This is a genomic window from Bacillus sp. GBSW19, from assembly GCF_002998655.1.
Taxonomy (GTDB): Bacteria; Bacillota; Bacilli; order Bacillales; family Bacillaceae; genus Bacillus.
This window is the reverse complement of sequence record NZ_PVRF01000003.1, coordinates 164,618-181,636: the sequence shown is the minus strand read 5'-3', so window position 1 is coordinate 181,636 and position 17,019 is coordinate 164,618. Positions and strand designations below refer to the sequence as shown.

Annotated in this window: 18 protein-coding genes; 8 read left to right on the top strand and 10 right to left on the bottom strand. The window is 42.7% G+C overall.

From position 1 onward, the window contains the following. Positions 1 to 314: 314 nt before the first annotated feature. The 3 genes from C6344_RS15465 to C6344_RS15455 all read left to right on the top strand — a co-directional run bounded on the left by C6344_RS15465 (position 315) and on the right by C6344_RS15455 (position 3,074). Positions 315 to 743 (top strand): NucA/NucB deoxyribonuclease domain-containing protein, encoded by a 429-nt coding sequence (locus tag C6344_RS15465; RefSeq protein ID WP_034664156.1) that lies wholly within the window; start codon positions 315 to 317, stop codon positions 741 to 743. 126 nt (positions 744 to 869) lie between these two features. Then, positions 870 to 2,567: a methyl-accepting chemotaxis protein gene (locus C6344_RS15460; RefSeq protein ID WP_106031575.1), complete on the top strand. Its 1,698-nt coding sequence runs from the start codon at positions 870 to 872 to the stop codon at positions 2,565 to 2,567. Between the two features lie 120 nt (positions 2,568 to 2,687). Beyond that, a complete protein-coding gene (locus C6344_RS15455; protein ID WP_106031574.1) occupies positions 2,688 to 3,074 on the top strand; it encodes a competence protein ComJ in 387 nt (128 codons plus the stop codon). A gap of 1 nt (position 3,075) precedes the next feature. Here the strand turns inward: C6344_RS15455 and C6344_RS15450 are convergent, their stop codons facing one another. Both C6344_RS15450 and C6344_RS15445 read right to left on the bottom strand, forming a co-directional pair. Continuing rightward, positions 3,076 to 3,882, bottom strand: a complete 807-nt coding sequence (locus C6344_RS15450) for an AAC(3) family N-acetyltransferase (protein WP_095285948.1) — start codon at positions 3,880 to 3,882, stop codon at positions 3,076 to 3,078. Positions 3,883 to 3,910: 28 nt separating this feature from the next. Then, the gene (locus C6344_RS15445) at positions 3,911 to 4,327 is read right to left on the bottom strand and encodes an Lrp/AsnC family transcriptional regulator (RefSeq protein WP_034664465.1); all 417 of its coding nucleotides are present in this window, start codon (positions 4,325 to 4,327) and stop codon (positions 3,911 to 3,913) included. 115 nt (positions 4,328 to 4,442) lie between these two features. Here C6344_RS15445 and C6344_RS15440 point away from each other — a divergent pair, with 115 nt between their 5' ends. Further along, the gene (locus C6344_RS15440) at positions 4,443 to 5,207 is read left to right on the top strand and encodes an MBL fold metallo-hydrolase (RefSeq protein ID WP_106072315.1); all 765 of its coding nucleotides are present in this window, start codon (positions 4,443 to 4,445) and stop codon (positions 5,205 to 5,207) included. A 49-nt stretch (positions 5,208 to 5,256) separates the two neighbouring features. Here the strand turns inward: C6344_RS15440 and C6344_RS15435 are convergent, their stop codons facing one another. Beyond that, positions 5,257 to 5,586, bottom strand: a complete 330-nt coding sequence (locus tag C6344_RS15435) for a YckD family protein (RefSeq protein WP_106039412.1) — start codon at positions 5,584 to 5,586, stop codon at positions 5,257 to 5,259. A 181-nt stretch (positions 5,587 to 5,767) separates the two neighbouring features. Between C6344_RS15435 and C6344_RS15430 the strand changes: the two genes are divergently transcribed. After that, positions 5,768 to 6,640 (top strand): transporter substrate-binding domain-containing protein, encoded by an 873-nt coding sequence (locus C6344_RS15430; RefSeq protein ID WP_106073070.1) that lies wholly within the window; start codon positions 5,768 to 5,770, stop codon positions 6,638 to 6,640. Between the two features lie 12 nt (positions 6,641 to 6,652). Further along, the gene (locus C6344_RS15425) at positions 6,653 to 7,330 is read left to right on the top strand and encodes an amino acid ABC transporter permease (protein ID WP_034664171.1); all 678 of its coding nucleotides are present in this window, start codon (positions 6,653 to 6,655) and stop codon (positions 7,328 to 7,330) included. 46 nt (positions 7,331 to 7,376) lie between these two features. On the opposite strand, the gene C6344_RS15420 is transcribed toward C6344_RS15425, so the two are convergent. From C6344_RS15420 to C6344_RS15400, 5 genes are all read right to left on the bottom strand, one after another. Then, the gene (locus tag C6344_RS15420) at positions 7,377 to 8,675 is read right to left on the bottom strand and encodes an arsenic transporter (RefSeq protein WP_106037076.1); all 1,299 of its coding nucleotides are present in this window, start codon (positions 8,673 to 8,675) and stop codon (positions 7,377 to 7,379) included. A 113-nt stretch (positions 8,676 to 8,788) separates the two neighbouring features. Beyond that, a complete protein-coding gene (locus C6344_RS15415) occupies positions 8,789 to 10,021 on the bottom strand; it encodes a PucR family transcriptional regulator (protein ID WP_106072317.1) in 1,233 nt (410 codons plus the stop codon). 125 nt (positions 10,022 to 10,146) lie between these two features. Next, positions 10,147 to 11,694 (bottom strand): L-glutamate gamma-semialdehyde dehydrogenase, encoded by a 1,548-nt coding sequence (gene pruA / locus C6344_RS15410; protein WP_060595502.1) that lies wholly within the window; start codon positions 11,692 to 11,694, stop codon positions 10,147 to 10,149. 23 nt (positions 11,695 to 11,717) lie between these two features. Then, positions 11,718 to 12,635, bottom strand: a complete 918-nt coding sequence (locus C6344_RS15405) for a proline dehydrogenase family protein (RefSeq protein ID WP_066031348.1) — start codon at positions 12,633 to 12,635, stop codon at positions 11,718 to 11,720. Between the two features lie 160 nt (positions 12,636 to 12,795). Further along, a complete protein-coding gene (locus tag C6344_RS15400) occupies positions 12,796 to 13,566 on the bottom strand; it encodes a nucleotidyltransferase domain-containing protein (protein WP_066031789.1) in 771 nt (256 codons plus the stop codon). Between the two features lie 90 nt (positions 13,567 to 13,656). On the opposite strand from C6344_RS15400, the gene C6344_RS15395 reads away from it, so the two are divergent. Next, positions 13,657 to 13,971, top strand: coding sequence for a hypothetical protein (locus tag C6344_RS15395; protein ID WP_012008865.1), 315 nt, complete (start codon positions 13,657 to 13,659; stop codon positions 13,969 to 13,971). Between the two features lie 33 nt (positions 13,972 to 14,004). On the opposite strand, the gene C6344_RS15390 is transcribed toward C6344_RS15395, so the two are convergent. After that, positions 14,005 to 14,961 carry an acetylxylan esterase gene (locus tag C6344_RS15390; protein WP_034664179.1) on the bottom strand — a complete coding sequence of 319 codons (957 nt, stop codon included), beginning with the start codon at positions 14,959 to 14,961 and terminating at the stop codon, positions 14,005 to 14,007. 234 nt (positions 14,962 to 15,195) lie between these two features. Between C6344_RS15390 and C6344_RS15385 the strand changes: the two genes are divergently transcribed. After that, positions 15,196 to 15,981, top strand: coding sequence for a carbon-nitrogen family hydrolase (locus tag C6344_RS15385; protein WP_060595500.1), 786 nt, complete (start codon positions 15,196 to 15,198; stop codon positions 15,979 to 15,981). A 45-nt stretch (positions 15,982 to 16,026) separates the two neighbouring features. On the opposite strand, the gene C6344_RS15380 is transcribed toward C6344_RS15385, so the two are convergent. Then, the gene (locus C6344_RS15380) at positions 16,027 to 16,926 is read right to left on the bottom strand and encodes a LysR family transcriptional regulator (protein WP_060595499.1); all 900 of its coding nucleotides are present in this window, start codon (positions 16,924 to 16,926) and stop codon (positions 16,027 to 16,029) included. Between the last annotated feature and the right edge of the window lie 93 nt (positions 16,927 to 17,019).

The window sequence follows — 17,019 nt, the reverse complement described above, 5'->3', positions numbered from 1 at the left end:
TTTTTTGATATTTGACTCCATATTATTAAAGCATATCGGTCTAGTCAATTTTATTTTTTTAAAATTTCTGTGTGTTAAATTCTTGAAATTAGCCCAAAAAGCAGTGATAAAGCCATTTTGATAAAGCATAATCTTTTTTTGACCAGCAAAATTAAAATTTTTATGAATTTTTACAAATATAAAAAGCAAGAAAACGGATAAAAACCGTTTTTCGAACTTTAAAAGGCGTTTTTTCAAAACCAGGAGAAATTGGTAAGTAATTCTGCTATACTTCTGTTTACAAAATACGCAAACAAGAAAGAGAGCTAGCATCTATGAAACTTCTTAAAATCATTCTCTTGCTTTTACTAATCGTCGTTGGTGTAGCAACAGGCTATATTCAGCTGGAGCAAAGTAAACAAGAGACGACGAATTCATCTTATGACAAAACCATTCACTTCCCATCAGATCGTTACCCAGAAACCGCGAAACACATAGAAGAGGCAATTGATGAAGGCCATTCATCCGTATGTACGATTGACCGTAAACATAGCGATGAACAGAGAGACCAATCACTTCATGGCATCCCAACAAAGCGCGGGTATGATCGGGACGAATGGCCGATGGCGATGTGTAAGGAAGGAGGAACAGGAGCTTCTGTCAAATATATCAGTCCTTCAGATAATAGGGGAGCAGGCTCATGGGTCGGTCATCAATTATCGGATGATCCTGACGGCACAAGAATACAATTTATCATCGATTAACGCCATTTCCTTTTTCTATCTAAAAAAATTTTCTCGTAACTGCATACAGGTATTTCAAACATTTTTTTCATGCCGATAATCCTTAAGGAGGTTTAACCTACCTTATACCTAAAGGAGTCAAAAAGCATGAAGAAAAAGGGAAAACTGAGGCTTGGTGCAAAAATTTTGCTGATCTTTTTAAGTGTCCTCATCATCTTTTCAGCAGTTGTTGGTTATGTGGTGAATCGTGAAATGACAGAAAACATCAAGCACATGGCCACTGAAAAAGCAAAAAGTGATTTAAAGCTAGGCTATGCCTACCTAGATGAAAAAGTGGCAGGCTCGTGGCAGATAAAAGATGGCAAGCTTTATAAAGGGGATACCCAAATCAATGATCATGATACATTGGTTGACCAATTAGCTGAATATACCGATGATACCATCACAATTTTCCAAGGGAATACCCGTGTCGCGACGAATGTCATGTTAAACGGAAAACGAGCTGTCGGTACAGAAGTCTCACCTGAAGTGAAGGCCACTGTATTAGATAAAGGAGAAAACTATTACGGCACAGCAAATGTTGCCGGGAAAGACTATCAAACGGCTTATATGCCGATCAAAAATGAAGCAGGCAAAACGATTGGTATTTTTTATACGGGCGCCAATCAAAGCATGATTTCACAAATGCTTCAGTCATTCTATATTCAATTTGTCATTGTTCTGTTGTTAAGTTTAATTGTTGCAGTTATCATTATTTCTATTTTCACAAAGCGGTTTCAGTCACGCCTCAAGTGCATAGCTTCTGCCATTAAAAGTGCAGGCGAAGGAAATTTAACCATCAATGTGTCGGATACGGCAGGCGATGAACTGTCTGACCTGGCTGGTCATTTCAATAAGATGCGGGAAAAATTAAATCAAACCATTCTTAATGTCATGAACACATCTGAATTAGTGGCCACCTCATCTGAGCAGCTTTCAGTTAGCGCAGAAGAAACAAGTGCAGCATCAGAAAAAATCACCCACAGTATTCAAGAAGTAGCTCAATCATCAGAAGAACAATCAGCTCAAATGACAACAAGTGAGCACACGATGATTCAAGTATCTAACGAGCTGGCAAACATCACGGAAAATGCGGAACAAATGGCTTCAAGAAGTCAATTTGCACAAGAAATGGCCCTAAAAGGTGTACAGAATATTGGGGAAGTAAACTCACAAATGACATCTATTGCAAAATCAATCGAGGAAAATGGGACAGCCGTTCAAGCATTAGAAACACGTTCAGCTGAAATTGATCATATTTCCAATGTTATTACAGACATCGCTAATCAGACAAACCTGCTTGCTCTTAACGCAGCAATTGAAGCAGCACGAGCAGGCGAGCATGGAAAAGGTTTTGCGGTTGTCGCAGACGAAGTGAGAAAGCTCGCTGAAGAATCTCAAGCATCATCAAACATGATTTCCCATCTCATTTCTGAAATCCAAAAAGAGATGACTCATTCGACGAATGCCATCAAACGAGTAAAAGAGGAAGCGGCTCAAGGGACTGTACTTATTTCTCATACAGAAGAATCATTTATTGATATTCAACAGTCAATGAGAGAAATGGCAGATGGCATCAAGCATTTATCTAGTGCATCACAAAAAATCGCAGCTTATACAAACGATGCGAAACAATCCTTTGCCACTATCACAGAAGGCGTTAAACTAACGAGTGAACATTCACAGCAAGTAGCCGGTTTAACAGAAGAACAATTTGCCTCAATGGAAGAAGTAACAGCATCATCAGAAGCTCTTGCCCATTTAGCAGGAGATTTAAAAGCAATGGTTTCGCAATTTCACATCTAGATTCCTCAAATAGAAGCGCAAGACGGCGACAATCGTCTTGCTGCCTAACATTCTCTTCAAGAATCATTCTTTCAACCATTCACATTCCAACGAAAATCTATGTATAAAGGAGTTTTTTAAATGAATAAGTTAAACCAAGCCTATTCCCTATCTATCTCTTATCACCAAATCACCGTATACACCGGAAGCAAAACACCACCTGTGATTGATTGGTCAGATGATGACATTCTTCAAGGATTCGCCATGGGAGATCAGGGTGTGTCCTTTGAAGGGGTCAACAACGGAAAAGCATCTGTTACCGTAACTTTAAATAGCGATATGCCCCCAGCCTCGGCTGACAGAATAGTTACAGTGCCTTTTACGCATGCAAGCGATCAAGTTTATATCACAAGCGTCATGGCTCAGGTGCTATCTTTCCCTATTCCAAAGGGAGACTATCAGCTCACCTGCTATACCTCACAGCAGCCTGATCAAGACCTTTATCATATAAATTTCCAAACTGTGTAGATCACGACTGATCGTACAAATCAAGCCACTTTTCCGCAAAGTCTACTGATTCTCTCACCGGCAATAAATATGAACTGGCAAGTCCGATTTGACCGTGATCATGAGTGCCTCCTGATTGTAGAAAATCACGACCGATCTGCTCAAATAGTTCTTCTCTTGTGATAATATCTTGGTACTCTTTCCATACCCTCCATCCATTTTCTAAGATGGGAGCTCCTCTTGTCATGAGGTCTTGCTGAGGGATGCGATATTCAGCAAGATGGAAAGCTGTCAGGCTCTCAAATGACGTACCAATCAGCAGCACCTGAGCCTGAAGATCATACATGCGGGCTAGAGGCGAATGTTCTCCTAATCCAAAAGAAAGTGCGTGGTGTTTCAGAAGCTCATGTTTCCTTTTGCCCCAGGCTGTGAATGAAAAATGAGGATGATTGCTTCTCGCCACGCCTGGGTATTTCCAAAACGTTTCCGCTACCTTTCCCATTGCTGTTGGCGTCGTGTATGCTGGATCAAATGCAGGCATCGTCTCTTTGATCGATTTCCACCACGAAAAAGGAACAGGCGGATTGATCCAATCAGCGGGATCAGAAAGCTCTAACGTTTGTGCCGGCATGATCAGTGTCCCCTCTTCTGATAAGGTTTCCATCAATGCTTGTATGAGGGCAACAGCGCCTCCGTTTACCCAGCCGATAGATGATAAAGATGAGTGAACACATAAAATCATGCCTTTTTTCACACCAAGTTGAACCAAGTCTGCTTTGATTCTTTCCTTTGTCATCGGTTCAGCTTGATTTTTGATTAATTTTTTCATCGTTCCTTTTCCTCCTGCGTCTCTTCTATTACTGATGAATGAGACGTTTAACCGCAATAGACAGTTTATAATTTGCGTAATTTGTCAGCTCCGTTAAAAACAGATCCAGTTCATCATGACTGGAAAAATGGCCTTCAGCCATATAACAGCCCTCACCACTTATTTTAAACAAGTTCTTGATCTCTTCCTGTTGGTCGAGAAACGACAGAAGTGGTTCGTGATGATGACTGCGGGTATAGAGCTGCATAAATGTTTGGATGGTCTTTTGAGTCCGCCAGTCAATCGAAATGGTATATGCTTCAATCACACCCTCTTCTTCAAGCTTTAACACACGATTTGCAACAGCTTGACCGGTTAAATGAACTTTTTCACCTAGCGCTTTCATGGTCAATCGGCTGTTTTTAGAGAGCTCTTTTAATATATCCATATCGGTCTGGTCTAACATTGGCTCACCTCTTTCAAAAATCAAGTCCTTCTGCTGAAAGACTTTCATTACCCTCTGTCATATGGAACTCTTTTAATATACTGTAAACTTAATCAGAAAAAAAGGAGGCCTTTTCATGAAAATCACGCTCATTCGGAATGCTACTTTATACCTTCAATATGGTCAGGCAACTTTCTTCATTGATCCCTTTTTAGCAGCAAAAGGAACATATCCACCGTTTCCTCATACAGCCAATCAACATTTGAACAATCCTATTGTTGATCTGCCTGTAAACATTGACTTAGACAACATGTTACACCCAGATGCTGTCTTACTCACTCATTTGCACGTGGATCACTTTGATGACGAGGCAAAACAAAAATTAGCTCAAGACCAGCCCATTTATACGCAATCGGAGAATGACAAAAAAGAAGTTGAAGAAGCCGGTTTCCAGCATGTCACATGCATTGAAGATGAAATAGACATTTGCGGTGTTCATATTAAGCGGACAGGTGGACAGCATGGGACAGGAGAAACTGCGAAGCGGATGGGACAGGTCAGCGGTTTTGTTTTCTCTCACCCTGATGAACCTACCCTTTACATTGCAGGTGATACCATTTGGTGTGATGAGCCGAAGGAGGTTGTCAATACATGCAAGCCAGATGTCATTGTGGTTAATAGCGGAGCTGCTCAATTTTTAGAAGGCGATCCGATTACCATGACGAAGGAAGATATTTTAGACGTTCACCGTTCTCAGCCAAAAGCACAAATTGTCGCTTGTCACCTTGAGGCAGTGAACCATTGCTTGCTAACAAGAGCTTCTTTACAAGCTTACATTCAGGAGCATCAAGCAGAACAAGCCATTTTTGTCCCTAAAGATGGTGAAAGTCTCCCCTTCTGAATAGATTCATAAACAATAAAAAACCGGCACCTCGCTGCCGGTTTCATCATTATGGTCGATGGTGCTGTGGTTTTTTCAGCAATGGAACAAATCCGTTATTTTTCAAATGATTGTAATGCTCATCCATTCGTTTGGTAATATGTGTACCTTGTTCCTTTGTTAACACACCATATTGAACGTATTTCTCAATCACTTTTTTTCGTTTAGAAAGAATTTGCTGCTCAAGCATTTCAATTTGTTTTTGTTGTTCTGTCGTTAATTTTACTTGATGCGTTACTGGACGCTTTTCCATTTGGGGTGTTTCACCATGAGCTGTTTCCATATAAAAACCAGACAACAGCATCATCGATAATATGATTAAGCCACTTACTTTTTTCATCATTGTTATTCCCTCCTTTATTCGCAATTATTTTGTACGCACTTTCCTTTTTTATACATTATTTCACCACGCAAATTTCACATAATATTCTTACTTTTTCGCTTTTCTTCTGAAAACGTTGTCCTAACAGAAAAAGCGTGCTATGTTTTGTTTTGTATAAAAAATAGAGGAGGATTCTTAAATGAGTCGTTTTTATCATAGAAAATCGATATGGTTGATGCTTGTTGTGTCTGCTTTCATACTTGTCATGTCTGCTTGCAGTCAATCAAGCTCTTCTCAGTCTGGAGATTCAAAGTGGGATGAGATTCAAAAGAAAGGGAAAATCGTGGTTGCTACTTCAGGCACCCTTTATCCAACGTCATATCATGATACATCTAATGGCAAGGATCAATTGACTGGTTATGAAGTGGAAGTGGTCAAAGAAGCGTTTAAACGCCTTGATGTGAAAGTAGAATTTAAAGAAATGGGCTATGATGGCATGCTGAGCGCCATTAATTCTGGTCAAGTGGATGCCGCTGCAAACGACATTGACATCACAGATGACAGAAAAGATAAGTTTGCCTTTTCAACTCCTTATAAATATTCCTATGGCACGGCGATCGTACGAAAAGATGATTTGTCTGGCATTAAGAAGTTAAAAGATTTAAAAGGAAAGAAAGCAGCTGGAGCTGCCACAACGATTTACATGGATGTCGCTCGCAAGTACGGTGCGAAGGAAGTCATTTATGATAATGCGACAAACGAGCAATACTTAAAGGATGTAGCTAATGGTCGTACAGATGTCATTCTAAATGATTATTACTTGCAGACACTAGCTCTTGCTGCATTCCCGAAACTAAATATTACGATTCACCCTGACTTAAAATACATGCCAAACGAACAAGGTTTTGTGATGAAGAAAGACAACACAGAGCTTCAAAAAGAATTAAATCGTGTCTTAAAAGACATGAAAAAAGACGGAACCATGAAAAAGATTTCCGAAAAATTCTTTCATCATGCAGACGTCTCAAAGAAAATAGATGCTGATGTCGAAGATGTCGACATTTCTAAATAAGGAGCCGCAATCGTGGGAGATATTCATTTAGAATATATATTTAATCCTGCACTGGCAAAGGCGTCATTTCCATTTGTCATGAAAGGCATCTGGCTGACGCTGCTCATTTCCTTTGTGAGCATGTTTTTTGGTACAATTCTTGGCTTTTTTATTGCGCTTGCCAGAATGGCGAACACGTGGATGCTTCGCCTGCCTGCACGGTTGTATATCTCATTCATGCGAGGCGTGCCCATTCTGGTGATTTTGTTTATTCTTTATTTTGGATTCCCTTATATCGGGATTGAGTTTACAGCGGTCACCGCTGCCATTATTGGGTTCAGCTTCAATAGCGCTGCCTATATTGCAGAAATCAACCGGGCGGCCCTCTCCTCTGTTCCGAGTGGACAGGTGGAAGCTGCCAAGTCACTAGGTCTCAGCTATTGGCAAACGATGCGCGGTGTCATTTTACCTCAATCCGTCCGCATCGCACTGCCGCCATTGACCAATGTCATGCTCGATTTAATCAAAGCCTCCTCACTGGCTGCGATGATTACTGTACCCGAGCTCTTCCAGCAAGCAAAAATTGTAGGTGGACGAGAATTCGATTATATGACCATGTATATTTTGGTCGCACTCATATACTGGGGCATTTGCAGCGTAGTCTCATTGCTTCAAGACTTTTTAGAAAAGCGCTATGCGAAATATCTGTAATAAAGGAGAGCAGATCTCATGGATCTGCTCTCTTTTGTATTTAGCTTTAATGTATCAGCCATAACCACACATATAACCCTAGTAAAGTAAGGATCAAGGTTGGGATGGTCAGGATGATTCCGGCTTTCATGTATGCACCCCAAGAAATATGGACGCCCTTTTTCTTGAGAACATGAAGCCACAGCAATGTCGCCAATGAGCCGATAGGGGTCATTTTCGGACCAAGGTTGGAGCCGATGACATTGGCATAAATCAGTCCGTCTCTCATGACGCCTGCTGTATCTGTATGACCGATCGCAATCGCATCGATTAACACAGTGGGCAGATTGTTCATGACAGAGGACAGCACTGCGGCAAGCACGCCCATAAACATCGTTCCCCCAAGCAAGCCATGCGATGCGCCTTGTTCGATCCATGCCGCCAATATTTCTGTGAGACCGACATTCTTCAGTCCATATACGACGACATACATGCCAATTGAGAAAAAGACTATGGACCACGGTGCTTCTTTTATGACGCGTTTTGTCGCCACTTGCGGACTTCTTCTCGCCAGCCACAAGAAGACAAGAGCAATACCGCCCACAATGATGGAGACCGGAACCCCAATGAGTTCCCCTGCAAAATAACCGACAAGCAGACAGCCAAGCACATACCAAGACAAGCGGAACATGCGGATATCTCGAATAGCTGATGCCGGCTCTTTCGCTTGTGACAGATCGTATGTTTTTGGGATGAGCTTCCGGTAAAACACATAAAGCACTAGCATGCTCGCTCCAAGCGACACAAGGTTTGGCACGAACATGTTCGCTGTATATTCTAGAAATCCAATATGAAAATAGTCGGCTGATACGATATTAACCAAGTTACTAATCACAAATGGCAAGGAGGTTGTATCTGCAATAAAGCCGCTCGCCATCACAAAAGGCAGGATCATCCGCTCATCCAGCTTTAACGCTCTCACCACAGACAAGACGATCGGGGTCAAAATCAGTGCCGCTCCATCGTTCGCAAAAAAAGCAGCCACGACAGCGCCGAGCAATGTTAAATAAATAAACATGCGGACACCGTTCCCTTTTGCGGCTTTTGCCATATGCAGTGCAGCCCATTCGAAAAACCCAATTTCATCTAAAATTAACGAAATAATAATGATGCCAATAAACGCAAATGTCGCGTTCCATACTATATGCGTCACTTCCCACACATCGCCCAGATGAACGACACCAAAGACAAGTGCAAGAATGGCGCCTCCACATGCTGACCATCCAATGGTTAAACGTCCTGGCTGCCAAATGACAAGGACGAGGGTCAGGATAAAAATCAAAATGGCCAAGGTGACTGCTCCCAAAGGTGGCCCCCCTTTCATAAAATCCTTATCTATCATACAACGTAACGCAGCAGTTGTATGCCATTTTCACATGAAAACCCGCAGGTGATCCCGGGCACCTGCGGATTCGATGACTATTGATCTTTTTTCATCAGCATCAATTCAATAAATAACTCACATCGCTGGCTGAAGTGACTTAAATCGATTGAGGTCATATCAAAGATTTGTTTCATTCGATAGTTTAATGTATTTTGATGAATAAACAACTGCTCTGCAGCAGGCTTTAGCTTGCAGTTATTCAATAAGTAGACTTCAAGCGTTTTTAAAAAAGAAGTTTGGCTGTCACGGTCTTTTTCCTTCAAACGTAACAAATCTGGATTGAAATCATTTTTCTTTTTTTGATGGCTGTAAATCGAGTCTAAGAACCGGAAAACCCCCAGATTCTCGTAATCATATGGAATCAGCTCTTGTCCCCCAACAATTTTCACAGCCTTCACGACCTCTATCGCTTCAAATCGACTTGTACTCATTTTCATGACATCTCGATACTCTCTTCCCATCCCGATATACAGCGGCGAAGGATGGGCATGCGTTTTCGATTGCAGATGAGCGATGACGCCGGCAGCAGTTGCTTTCGGTGAGTGCCGGTCTGACAAGCTGCCCAATATCACGACAATGTCGGCTTGAACGGAGTATACGTGATTCACCTTATCTTCTAGCTGCAAATACGTTCGAATGACATCCTTCACGTCTTCTGCCGTCTCACTTTTGTTATCGGCAGCATGTACGACCATGACAGTAAATACTGCCGGCAATGGGATACTTAAATTCTCAGCCTCCCACTTCAGTTCTTCTTCTGTATAAAAATGATCATCCATGACCTTTTTGAAAAATTCTTCAATCTTGCCTTCCTTTTTCTCCAGCTGTTTCTTATTCTTATAAATCACTTTTCCCACTTGAAAGGAAGCTTCGTGCAAAAATTGCAGCTCCTCCTGAGAGAGGGAATCCTCAATGTCCTGCACCCAAATAAAGCCTACAACCTCTTGTTTATGCTTGGCGCTCACAGCCACCCGCCGATTAAACCCGAGCTCGTCATGACCGCTCACATAAAAAGGCTTTGACTCCTTGTGAAGCCGCTCGATGACCCCTGTTTTCTTTAACCAATCGACTACAGACCCCGGGCATTCCTTTGAGAAAATCGTTTGCTGATTGACTGGGTCAAACTGCTGTATGCTGTAAGAATTATAAGCAAGGAGCTGGCACTCTGTGCTTTCTAAAATGACTGGTTTTTTTAAATACCCGCTAATAAATGCAATTAACTTATCGACATCAAAAAATGTATGAAGCTTTTCTAATATCTCTTCCATCCCGATTGCTCCCTGATTAAGTAATACATTTATCATACTTCTTTCCGGACAGATTTGTATAGAAACAAGTCGTAGACAAGCAAAAAAAGCATGAACCCGTGTGCACAGGTTCATGCTTTTCCATCTTAAAACATTTCACTAATCGTTTTCGCCTGCATGTGTAGAGCTAGGTAATCTGGACCGCCTGCTTTTGAATCGGTTCCTGACATTTTGAATCCGCCAAATGGGTGGTATCCCACGATGGCTCCTGTGCAGTTACGGTTAAAGTAGAGATTCCCTACATGGAACTCCTGCTTCGCACGGTTGATGTGATCACGATTATTGGTAATGACAGCACCTGTCAAACCATATTCCGTGTTGTTGGCTACTTCAAGTGCCTCATCAAAGCTAGACACTTTCGAGAAGGCCAAGACTGGTCCGAAGATTTCTTCTTGCATCAAGCGAGATGTTGGCTCAAGATCTGCAAAAATGGTTGGGTGAATGAAGTATCCTTCCGAATCATCACTCGTTCCACCAGTCACTAAGCGGCCTTCCTCCTTGCCCACCTCGATATAATCCGTGATCTTGTCAAAGGACGCTTGATCAATGACAGGTCCCATGTAGACATCCGCAGAAAGAGGATTCGCTGTTGTTTTTGTTTCTGTGATTTCCTTCACTCGCTCGACCACTTGGTCATACAGCTTCTCGTGGACGACAGCCCGAGATCCAGCCGAACATTTCTGACCTGAAAAACCGAAGGCTGATGTGAAAATGGCATTAGCCGCTAATTCGACGTCTGCATCCTCATCTACAACCACTGTATCTTTACCGCCCATTTCAGCAATGACGCGCTTTAAATGCTGCTGACCTGGCTGTACTTTTGCCGCGCGTTCAAAGATACGTGTCCCTACTTCTCTTGAGCCAGTGAATGTAATCAGGCTTGTTTTCGGATGATCGACTAAGTAATCTCCGACCTCTGCTCCGCTTCCTGGTACAAAGTTCACCACACCCTTTGGAAGACCTGCTTGCTCAAGCTCTTCCACAAAACGTGCCGCAATCACAGGAGTTGCACTCGCTGGTTTTAAGACAACTGTGTTCCCTGTAACGATTGGTGCTACTGTTGTTCCTGCCATAATGGCAAACAAGAAGTTCCACGGCGGAATGACGAGCGTCACGCCAGTTGGTGTGTAAACATATTGATTGCGTTCCCCTTCGCGGCTGTTCACTGGTTTGCCTTTCGCCAGCTCCAGCATTTGACGGGCATAGTATTCAAGGAAGTCGATTGCTTCTGCTGTATCTGCATCCGCTTCGTTCCAAGGCTTACCTGCTTCTTTTACAAGAAGGGCTGAATACTCATGCTTTTTACGGCGAATGCTTGCCGCAGCACGGAATATGACGCTGGCTCTTTCTTCTGGAGACGTATAGCGCCAAGTTTCAAATGCTTTCGCCGCAGCTTGAACCGCTTGCTCTGCCTCTTCTTTCCCGGCCTTTGATACGGTTCCAACGACTTCATCCTTTTTCGCTGGATTGATCGAGATAATCTGGTCTTTCGTTTCGATTCTTTCTCCATTAATCACGAGCGGATAGGTTTGACCAAGTGATTCTGTTACCTTTGCTAATGCTTGTTCAAACGCTTTGCGGTTTTCTTCCTGGCTAAAATCCGTGAATGGTTCATGTTTGTAAGGTGTTGTCATCTTTGTCACGCTCCCGTTTCAAATTATTTTCTCGTCATCCCTTTTAAAGCAAAGGCAATGTTTGCCGGCCGTTCTGCAAGACGTCTCATGTAGTAGCCATACCACTCTCGTCCATACGGGGTATAGACCCTCATTTGATAGCCCTCTTGCACAAGTGCCTGCTGCGTTTCTGACCTCATGCCATACAGCATTTGAAATTCGAACTGACTTGTCGGTATATTGTGTTTTTTCACAATATTTTTCGTAAACTCGATCATTTGATCGTCATGTGTCGCAATGGCTGTATAGTTCCCTGTGAGTAATTGCTTTTCGATCAGCTTTTGATAATTCTGATCGACGTCTTTTTTGTTTGGATACGCCACTTCAGCGGATTCCTTATAGGCACCCTTTACAAGTCTTAAAAATGGCTGAAGCTCATTTAGGTCATCAAGATCCTTTTCTGTTCTGTACAAATACGCCTGCAGGACCGTACTGACATACTCATATTGAGATTTCATCTCTTTAAAAATGTCCAGCGTTTTTTGACAGCGCTGTTCATCCTCCATATCGATTGTCACCATGATACGGTGTTTCTCTGCCGTATCTAAAATGCTTTTCATATTGCGATACACAAGGTCATCGTCAATATCCAGGCCTAGTGATGTCATTTTGAGTGACACGTGGGAATTGAGTCCCGCCTCAGCAATCCGCTGAATGGTTTGAATACACTCATTCGTCCGCTCATTTGCAATCTCTGCCTTTGTGACAAACTCACCAAGGTGATCAACTGTTACAGCCATTCCTTGATCATTTAATCGTTTGATGACAGAGATAGCGCTCTCAAAATCCTTCCCACCGATGATTTTCTTAGATGCAACAGCACTTCCCCAATTACGAGCAATATGGTTCAAGAGACTGCTCTTTGACAAAAACAAGAAGAAATTTCTTGTGACCGACTCCATAAAGGGCACCTCCCACTCTTTGTAAGCTATGTCTTTATTGTAAGGCTCATAAGCTGTCCGCTACAATATTTGAAGATGACAAAAATTCTGACTTTTTTTGTGGTTTTATCACAATAAGAGTTAAAAAAGAGCCTGCCGCTATCCGGCTGGCTCTTCCCTCCTACGCCCACACCTCATCAAGGGTAGACTGCAGCAGCTCATTTAATTCTAGCGTGAGATTGTCTTTCGGCTGATTGTAGCTTTTCACCAATTCATCAAAACGCGCCAGCTCTTTGTCGATGAATGGATGGACATAGGCGAGACGGTTCTCTACATCCATTTCCTCTCCGTCCATTTTACGTTTGAGCAGCTCGTGAATTTCTGTTAAAAGCGGGCCTTCCTCCACTAGCTCCTCGAGCAGTTCATGAAAGTCCATCGGCGGAACCGTCCGGTAGCGTTCAATCCACTGACAGGCAAATAGCGGACGAAGCACATAGAAATACTTCTTGATTCGCACCTGCTCCCCTCGTAAATGCCGGCTTTCATTCCGCTTCGCCATATTGAGGTAATGATACATCAATGCTGCAGGATAAAACGCTCGATCCTTTAATTCTCTTAGCTGCTTTGCTAAAGAGAAAGATTCAGCATAGATGATGTCAGAAGATAGCCATTCCATGATGGATGGATTTGATTTATTGAATAAGCGAAGTGCCTTTCTAAGCTCCCAGCCGCTGATATCAAGCACGTCATCAATCGGCCGTTCAATGACATCACGATGCTCTTCCATCGCCCAATACCATTCTTTCCGGGGAACATATAAAAAACGAACATCATAATCACTATCAGTCGAGGGAAATCCCCATGCCCTGCTGCCTGATTCAACGGCGAGGCAAATCTTTACGTCATACGTTTCTTCGATGATTTTCAGCTCTTCCTTGATTCTCTCTCTCAACATCCATCAACTCTTTCTATAGAATTCTGCATGACTTCTTCACGTTTTGGGAAAATACGAATAAGACATATAAAAAAGGAGTTGGATCTGATGTCTATATCTCGCATTATGAAATGGATCACCGGGATTTTTGAAGCCTGCCTTGCCATCCCTGTGATCGGAGGTCTATTCGTTATCAGCAATGGCTATTCACCGCTCATGGTCATGCTTATTCTGCATATTATCACACTCGTCTTATCGAAGCGAGACCAGGGACCAATGATTGGAAGCATCATCGGAATTGTCACATCCTGCCTTGCTTGGATTCCAATTCTCGGATTCATTCTTCATATCATCACTGCCCTTGCCCTGATTATCACTGCGTTAGTGCCTGATGAAAAAACGAGACAGAATACGAGCTATTAAAAAAGAGGCCCTCCTAGAGCGGCCTCTTTTCTTTTAGATCCTTAAATGCTTTTGTAAGAAGGCAAGCTTCTCTGTTTGAAAAGCCGGGATGTACTCGTGTCCAAAGTAGCGATACACCTTTAAATCTTTATCTGTTTCTAAATGGTTGTATACCGCAAACACAGTAGATGGCGGGGTGATTTGGTCGATCAGACCGATGGCCATCAATGTGGGCTGTTTCACCCATTCGGCTAAATTGATCAAATCAAAGTAGCTCAATGTCTCAAATACCTTTTCTTCCGCTTCTGGATCACTGTTTCTTCGAAAGTATGAATTGATTTCTAAATAAGGCTGCTCCAATGCCACATCCACTGCACGCTCGAAATTTGATAAGTAAGGATAATCTGCCACGACGACCTTTGGAATGTCTGAAAGTGCCGCAGCTGCAACCGCCAGTGCACCTCCCTGGCTTCCACCCACCACGCCGATACGGTGTTCATCCACTTCCGGAAAGGACTGAATAACGTCGAGTGCACGAACCGCATCTAAATAAACACCTCGATAATAGTAGGTCTCTTTCGATAAAATGCCTTTTGTCATCCATCCCAAAGCCTGCCCGCCTGGAGTCACTGTCTTATCTTCACTGCCCCCTTGACCGCGGACGAGCATACCAAATGTCGCATAGCCATGCAGTGCCCAGTTGACGATGTCGTGAATGCCGCCGTCATAGCTGGCATTATAGCCATGAAAACGAACGAGCGCTGGATGCGGACCTGTTTGATCTGGTACCGCATACCAGCCTTCAATTCGAGAATGACCAAAGCTTTGATACGTCAGGCGGTACACCTTGACGCCTTTCACTGGATAATCATAAGGTTCAAGTGCTGGCTCTGCCTCCACTTGGCGCAGTTCTTCGAGCGACGCCTTCCAAAAGTCTGAGAAATCAGGTCGTGCTGTTTTCTTCGGTTTATATACTTTTAGCTCTTCTAGTGGTAAATCGAACAATTGCATACCATACTATTCCCCTTTGTTTTATTAGTTATGAGTATCATATCACTGTTTTCTTGACTTAGAAAGTCATTTTCACTACAAAAGACAAAACCTTCTGACATTTATATTGGCAAAGAGGATTGAAACCTTTATGATAAAGAAACTGGCTTGAAGAATAGATGTTCTCAGGCAAAACAAATTGATAGACATTCATGGATTTTCACATTTACACCATCGCATAAAGGAGGAACCTGTATGAAAATCGCCCTTGTCCAAATGGACGTACAAATTGGAGAACCTAATGTGAACTTTCAAAAAGCAGAAGCGTTTTTAGAAGAAGCCATCCATCAGCAGCCTGATCTGATCATTTTACCCGAAATGTGGAATACCGGTTACGATCTTGAACAAGCCGAGCAGCTTGCAGATGTAAACGGTGAACGCACAAAACAGCTCTTCTCTTCCTTTGCCCGCAAACACCAAGTGGTTCTCATCGCAGGAAGTGTATTGAACAAGCGCACAGAAGATGACAACATCACCAACACGATGTATGTCTTTAACCGCCAAGGTGAGCTCTTAGTGGATTATGATAAAATTCACTTATTCCGCTTAATGGATGAGCACAACTATTTAACAGCTGGTGATCAGCTTGGTTTATTTGACTATGATGAGGATGTGAAGATCGGTGCGATGATCTGCTACGACCTTCGCTTTCCGCAGCTTTCCAGAACACTTGTAAACAAAGGGGCGAAAGTGCTCATCAATACGGCGCAATGGCCGTCAGCAAGAGTGGATCATTGGCGTTGCCTGCTCATCGCAAGAGCGATTGAGAACCAGTCATTTATGATTGCTGTTAACAGAACAGGCACAAGCAGAGACACTGAATTCCCTGGCCACTCCATGGTGATTGATCCACTTGGCCGTATTCTGCTTGAAACAAGCCATGAGGAAGACATTTATTATGCGGAAATTGATCTTCAGCTAGTGGATGAAGTGAGACAGCAAATTCCTGTGATGACGGATCAGCGTCTGGATATCTATTAGAAAGCAGGGTGCTCCCCTGCTTTTTGCATTTAATTAAACGTTTGTTTAAGCTTGATTCTGGTAAAGGTCCATTAGGGCTTGAGCGGCTTTCGTTAAATACCTTTCTTCCACATATGCAAACACAAGAGTGCGGGTTGGGCATGAATCAATTTTCAAATAAGTGACTTCGTTCCTTTCCTCTTGTGCCACCATTTTCGGCACAACTGTCACACCTAGTCCATTTTTGACCAATGCCTGCGCTGTTTGAATATGACTTGTTTCAAAGGTAATCTTCGGCTGAAAACCATGATGAAGACATAGTTCCATGACCACTTGCCGAAAGCCATATCCCTCTTTCAACATAATAAATGCGGCGTCTTCCAGAAGGCGAAACGGAACAGACCCTTTCTGATCTGCTTGATTGATGATTTCGTTCAATTCATCTGTTGACCAGGGCTGGGCAGTTTGCGGAACTGCGAGAAGAAGCGGCTCTGTCAGCATGTGTTTCGTTTTCAATGATTCATGCTCGACAGGCATAGATAAAATAGCCAAATCCAGCTTTCCAGCCAATAGAAGTTTTTCTAGCTCACGAGGTGATTCTTCTATTAGTTGAACGTGAACATGAGGATACGTTCGACAAAAGGTTTTTAATAAACCGGGCAAGACATAGCCCCCTGTGACTGCTGGCGCTCCAATGTTCAGCTCTTTCCCCACCTCATAAGCTGCTTCTCCCATTTCACGCAGCAAATCATCTCTTTCCTTCAAAATGTTCTCAGCCCTTTTAATGAATCGACTCCCTTGAGGTGTGGGCGTGACTTGTCCATACTTTCGAATAAAGAGGGGTGTGTCTAATTCCTCTTCCAGCTTCTTCATTTGTTGGCTTAAAGAAGGCTGTGCAATGTGAAGTTGATCCGCTGCTTTTGTAAAACTTTTCTGCCGGTACACTTCCATGACATATTCCATCATTCGTATATCCACTTTCATCACCTCATAGGTTTTAACTATTCATGTCATATCTTTTATGTCTTAGACAAATAACAAAATGAATTTTACGATAAA

What these genes read in the sequence shown, in the direction of transcription:
- C6344_RS15395 (WP_012008865.1), top strand. Translation starts at nt 13,657, where the DNA reads ATGTCTATATCTCGCATTATGAAATGGATCACCGGGATTTTTGAAGCC.
- C6344_RS15430 (WP_106073070.1), top strand. Translation starts at nt 5,768, where the DNA reads ATGAGTCGTTTTTATCATAGAAAATCGATATGGTTGATGCTTGTTGTG.
- C6344_RS15460 (WP_106031575.1), top strand. Translation starts at nt 870, where the DNA reads ATGAAGAAAAAGGGAAAACTGAGGCTTGGTGCAAAAATTTTGCTGATC.
- C6344_RS15435 (WP_106039412.1), bottom strand. Translation starts at nt 5,586, where the DNA reads ATGAAAAAAGTAAGTGGCTTAATCATATTATCGATGATGCTGTTGTCT.
- C6344_RS15455 (WP_106031574.1), top strand. Translation starts at nt 2,688, where the DNA reads ATGAATAAGTTAAACCAAGCCTATTCCCTATCTATCTCTTATCACCAA.
- C6344_RS15440 (WP_106072315.1), top strand. Translation starts at nt 4,443, where the DNA reads ATGAAAATCACGCTCATTCGGAATGCTACTTTATACCTTCAATATGGT.
- C6344_RS15390 (WP_034664179.1), bottom strand. Translation starts at nt 14,961, where the DNA reads ATGCAATTGTTCGATTTACCACTAGAAGAGCTAAAAGTATATAAACCG.
- C6344_RS15465 (WP_034664156.1), top strand. Translation starts at nt 315, where the DNA reads ATGAAACTTCTTAAAATCATTCTCTTGCTTTTACTAATCGTCGTTGGT.
- pruA (WP_060595502.1), bottom strand. Translation starts at nt 11,694, where the DNA reads ATGACAACACCTTACAAACATGAACCATTCACGGATTTTAGCCAGGAA.
- C6344_RS15385 (WP_060595500.1), top strand. Translation starts at nt 15,196, where the DNA reads ATGAAAATCGCCCTTGTCCAAATGGACGTACAAATTGGAGAACCTAAT.
- C6344_RS15415 (WP_106072317.1), bottom strand. Translation starts at nt 10,021, where the DNA reads ATGGAAGAGATATTAGAAAAGCTTCATACATTTTTTGATGTCGATAAG.
- C6344_RS15405 (WP_066031348.1), bottom strand. Translation starts at nt 12,635, where the DNA reads ATGGAGTCGGTCACAAGAAATTTCTTCTTGTTTTTGTCAAAGAGCAGT.
- C6344_RS15380 (WP_060595499.1), bottom strand. Translation starts at nt 16,926, where the DNA reads ATGATGGAATATGTCATGGAAGTGTACCGGCAGAAAAGTTTTACAAAA.
- C6344_RS15450 (WP_095285948.1), bottom strand. Translation starts at nt 3,882, where the DNA reads ATGAAAAAATTAATCAAAAATCAAGCTGAACCGATGACAAAGGAAAGA.
- C6344_RS15445 (WP_034664465.1), bottom strand. Translation starts at nt 4,327, where the DNA reads ATGTTAGACCAGACCGATATGGATATATTAAAAGAGCTCTCTAAAAAC.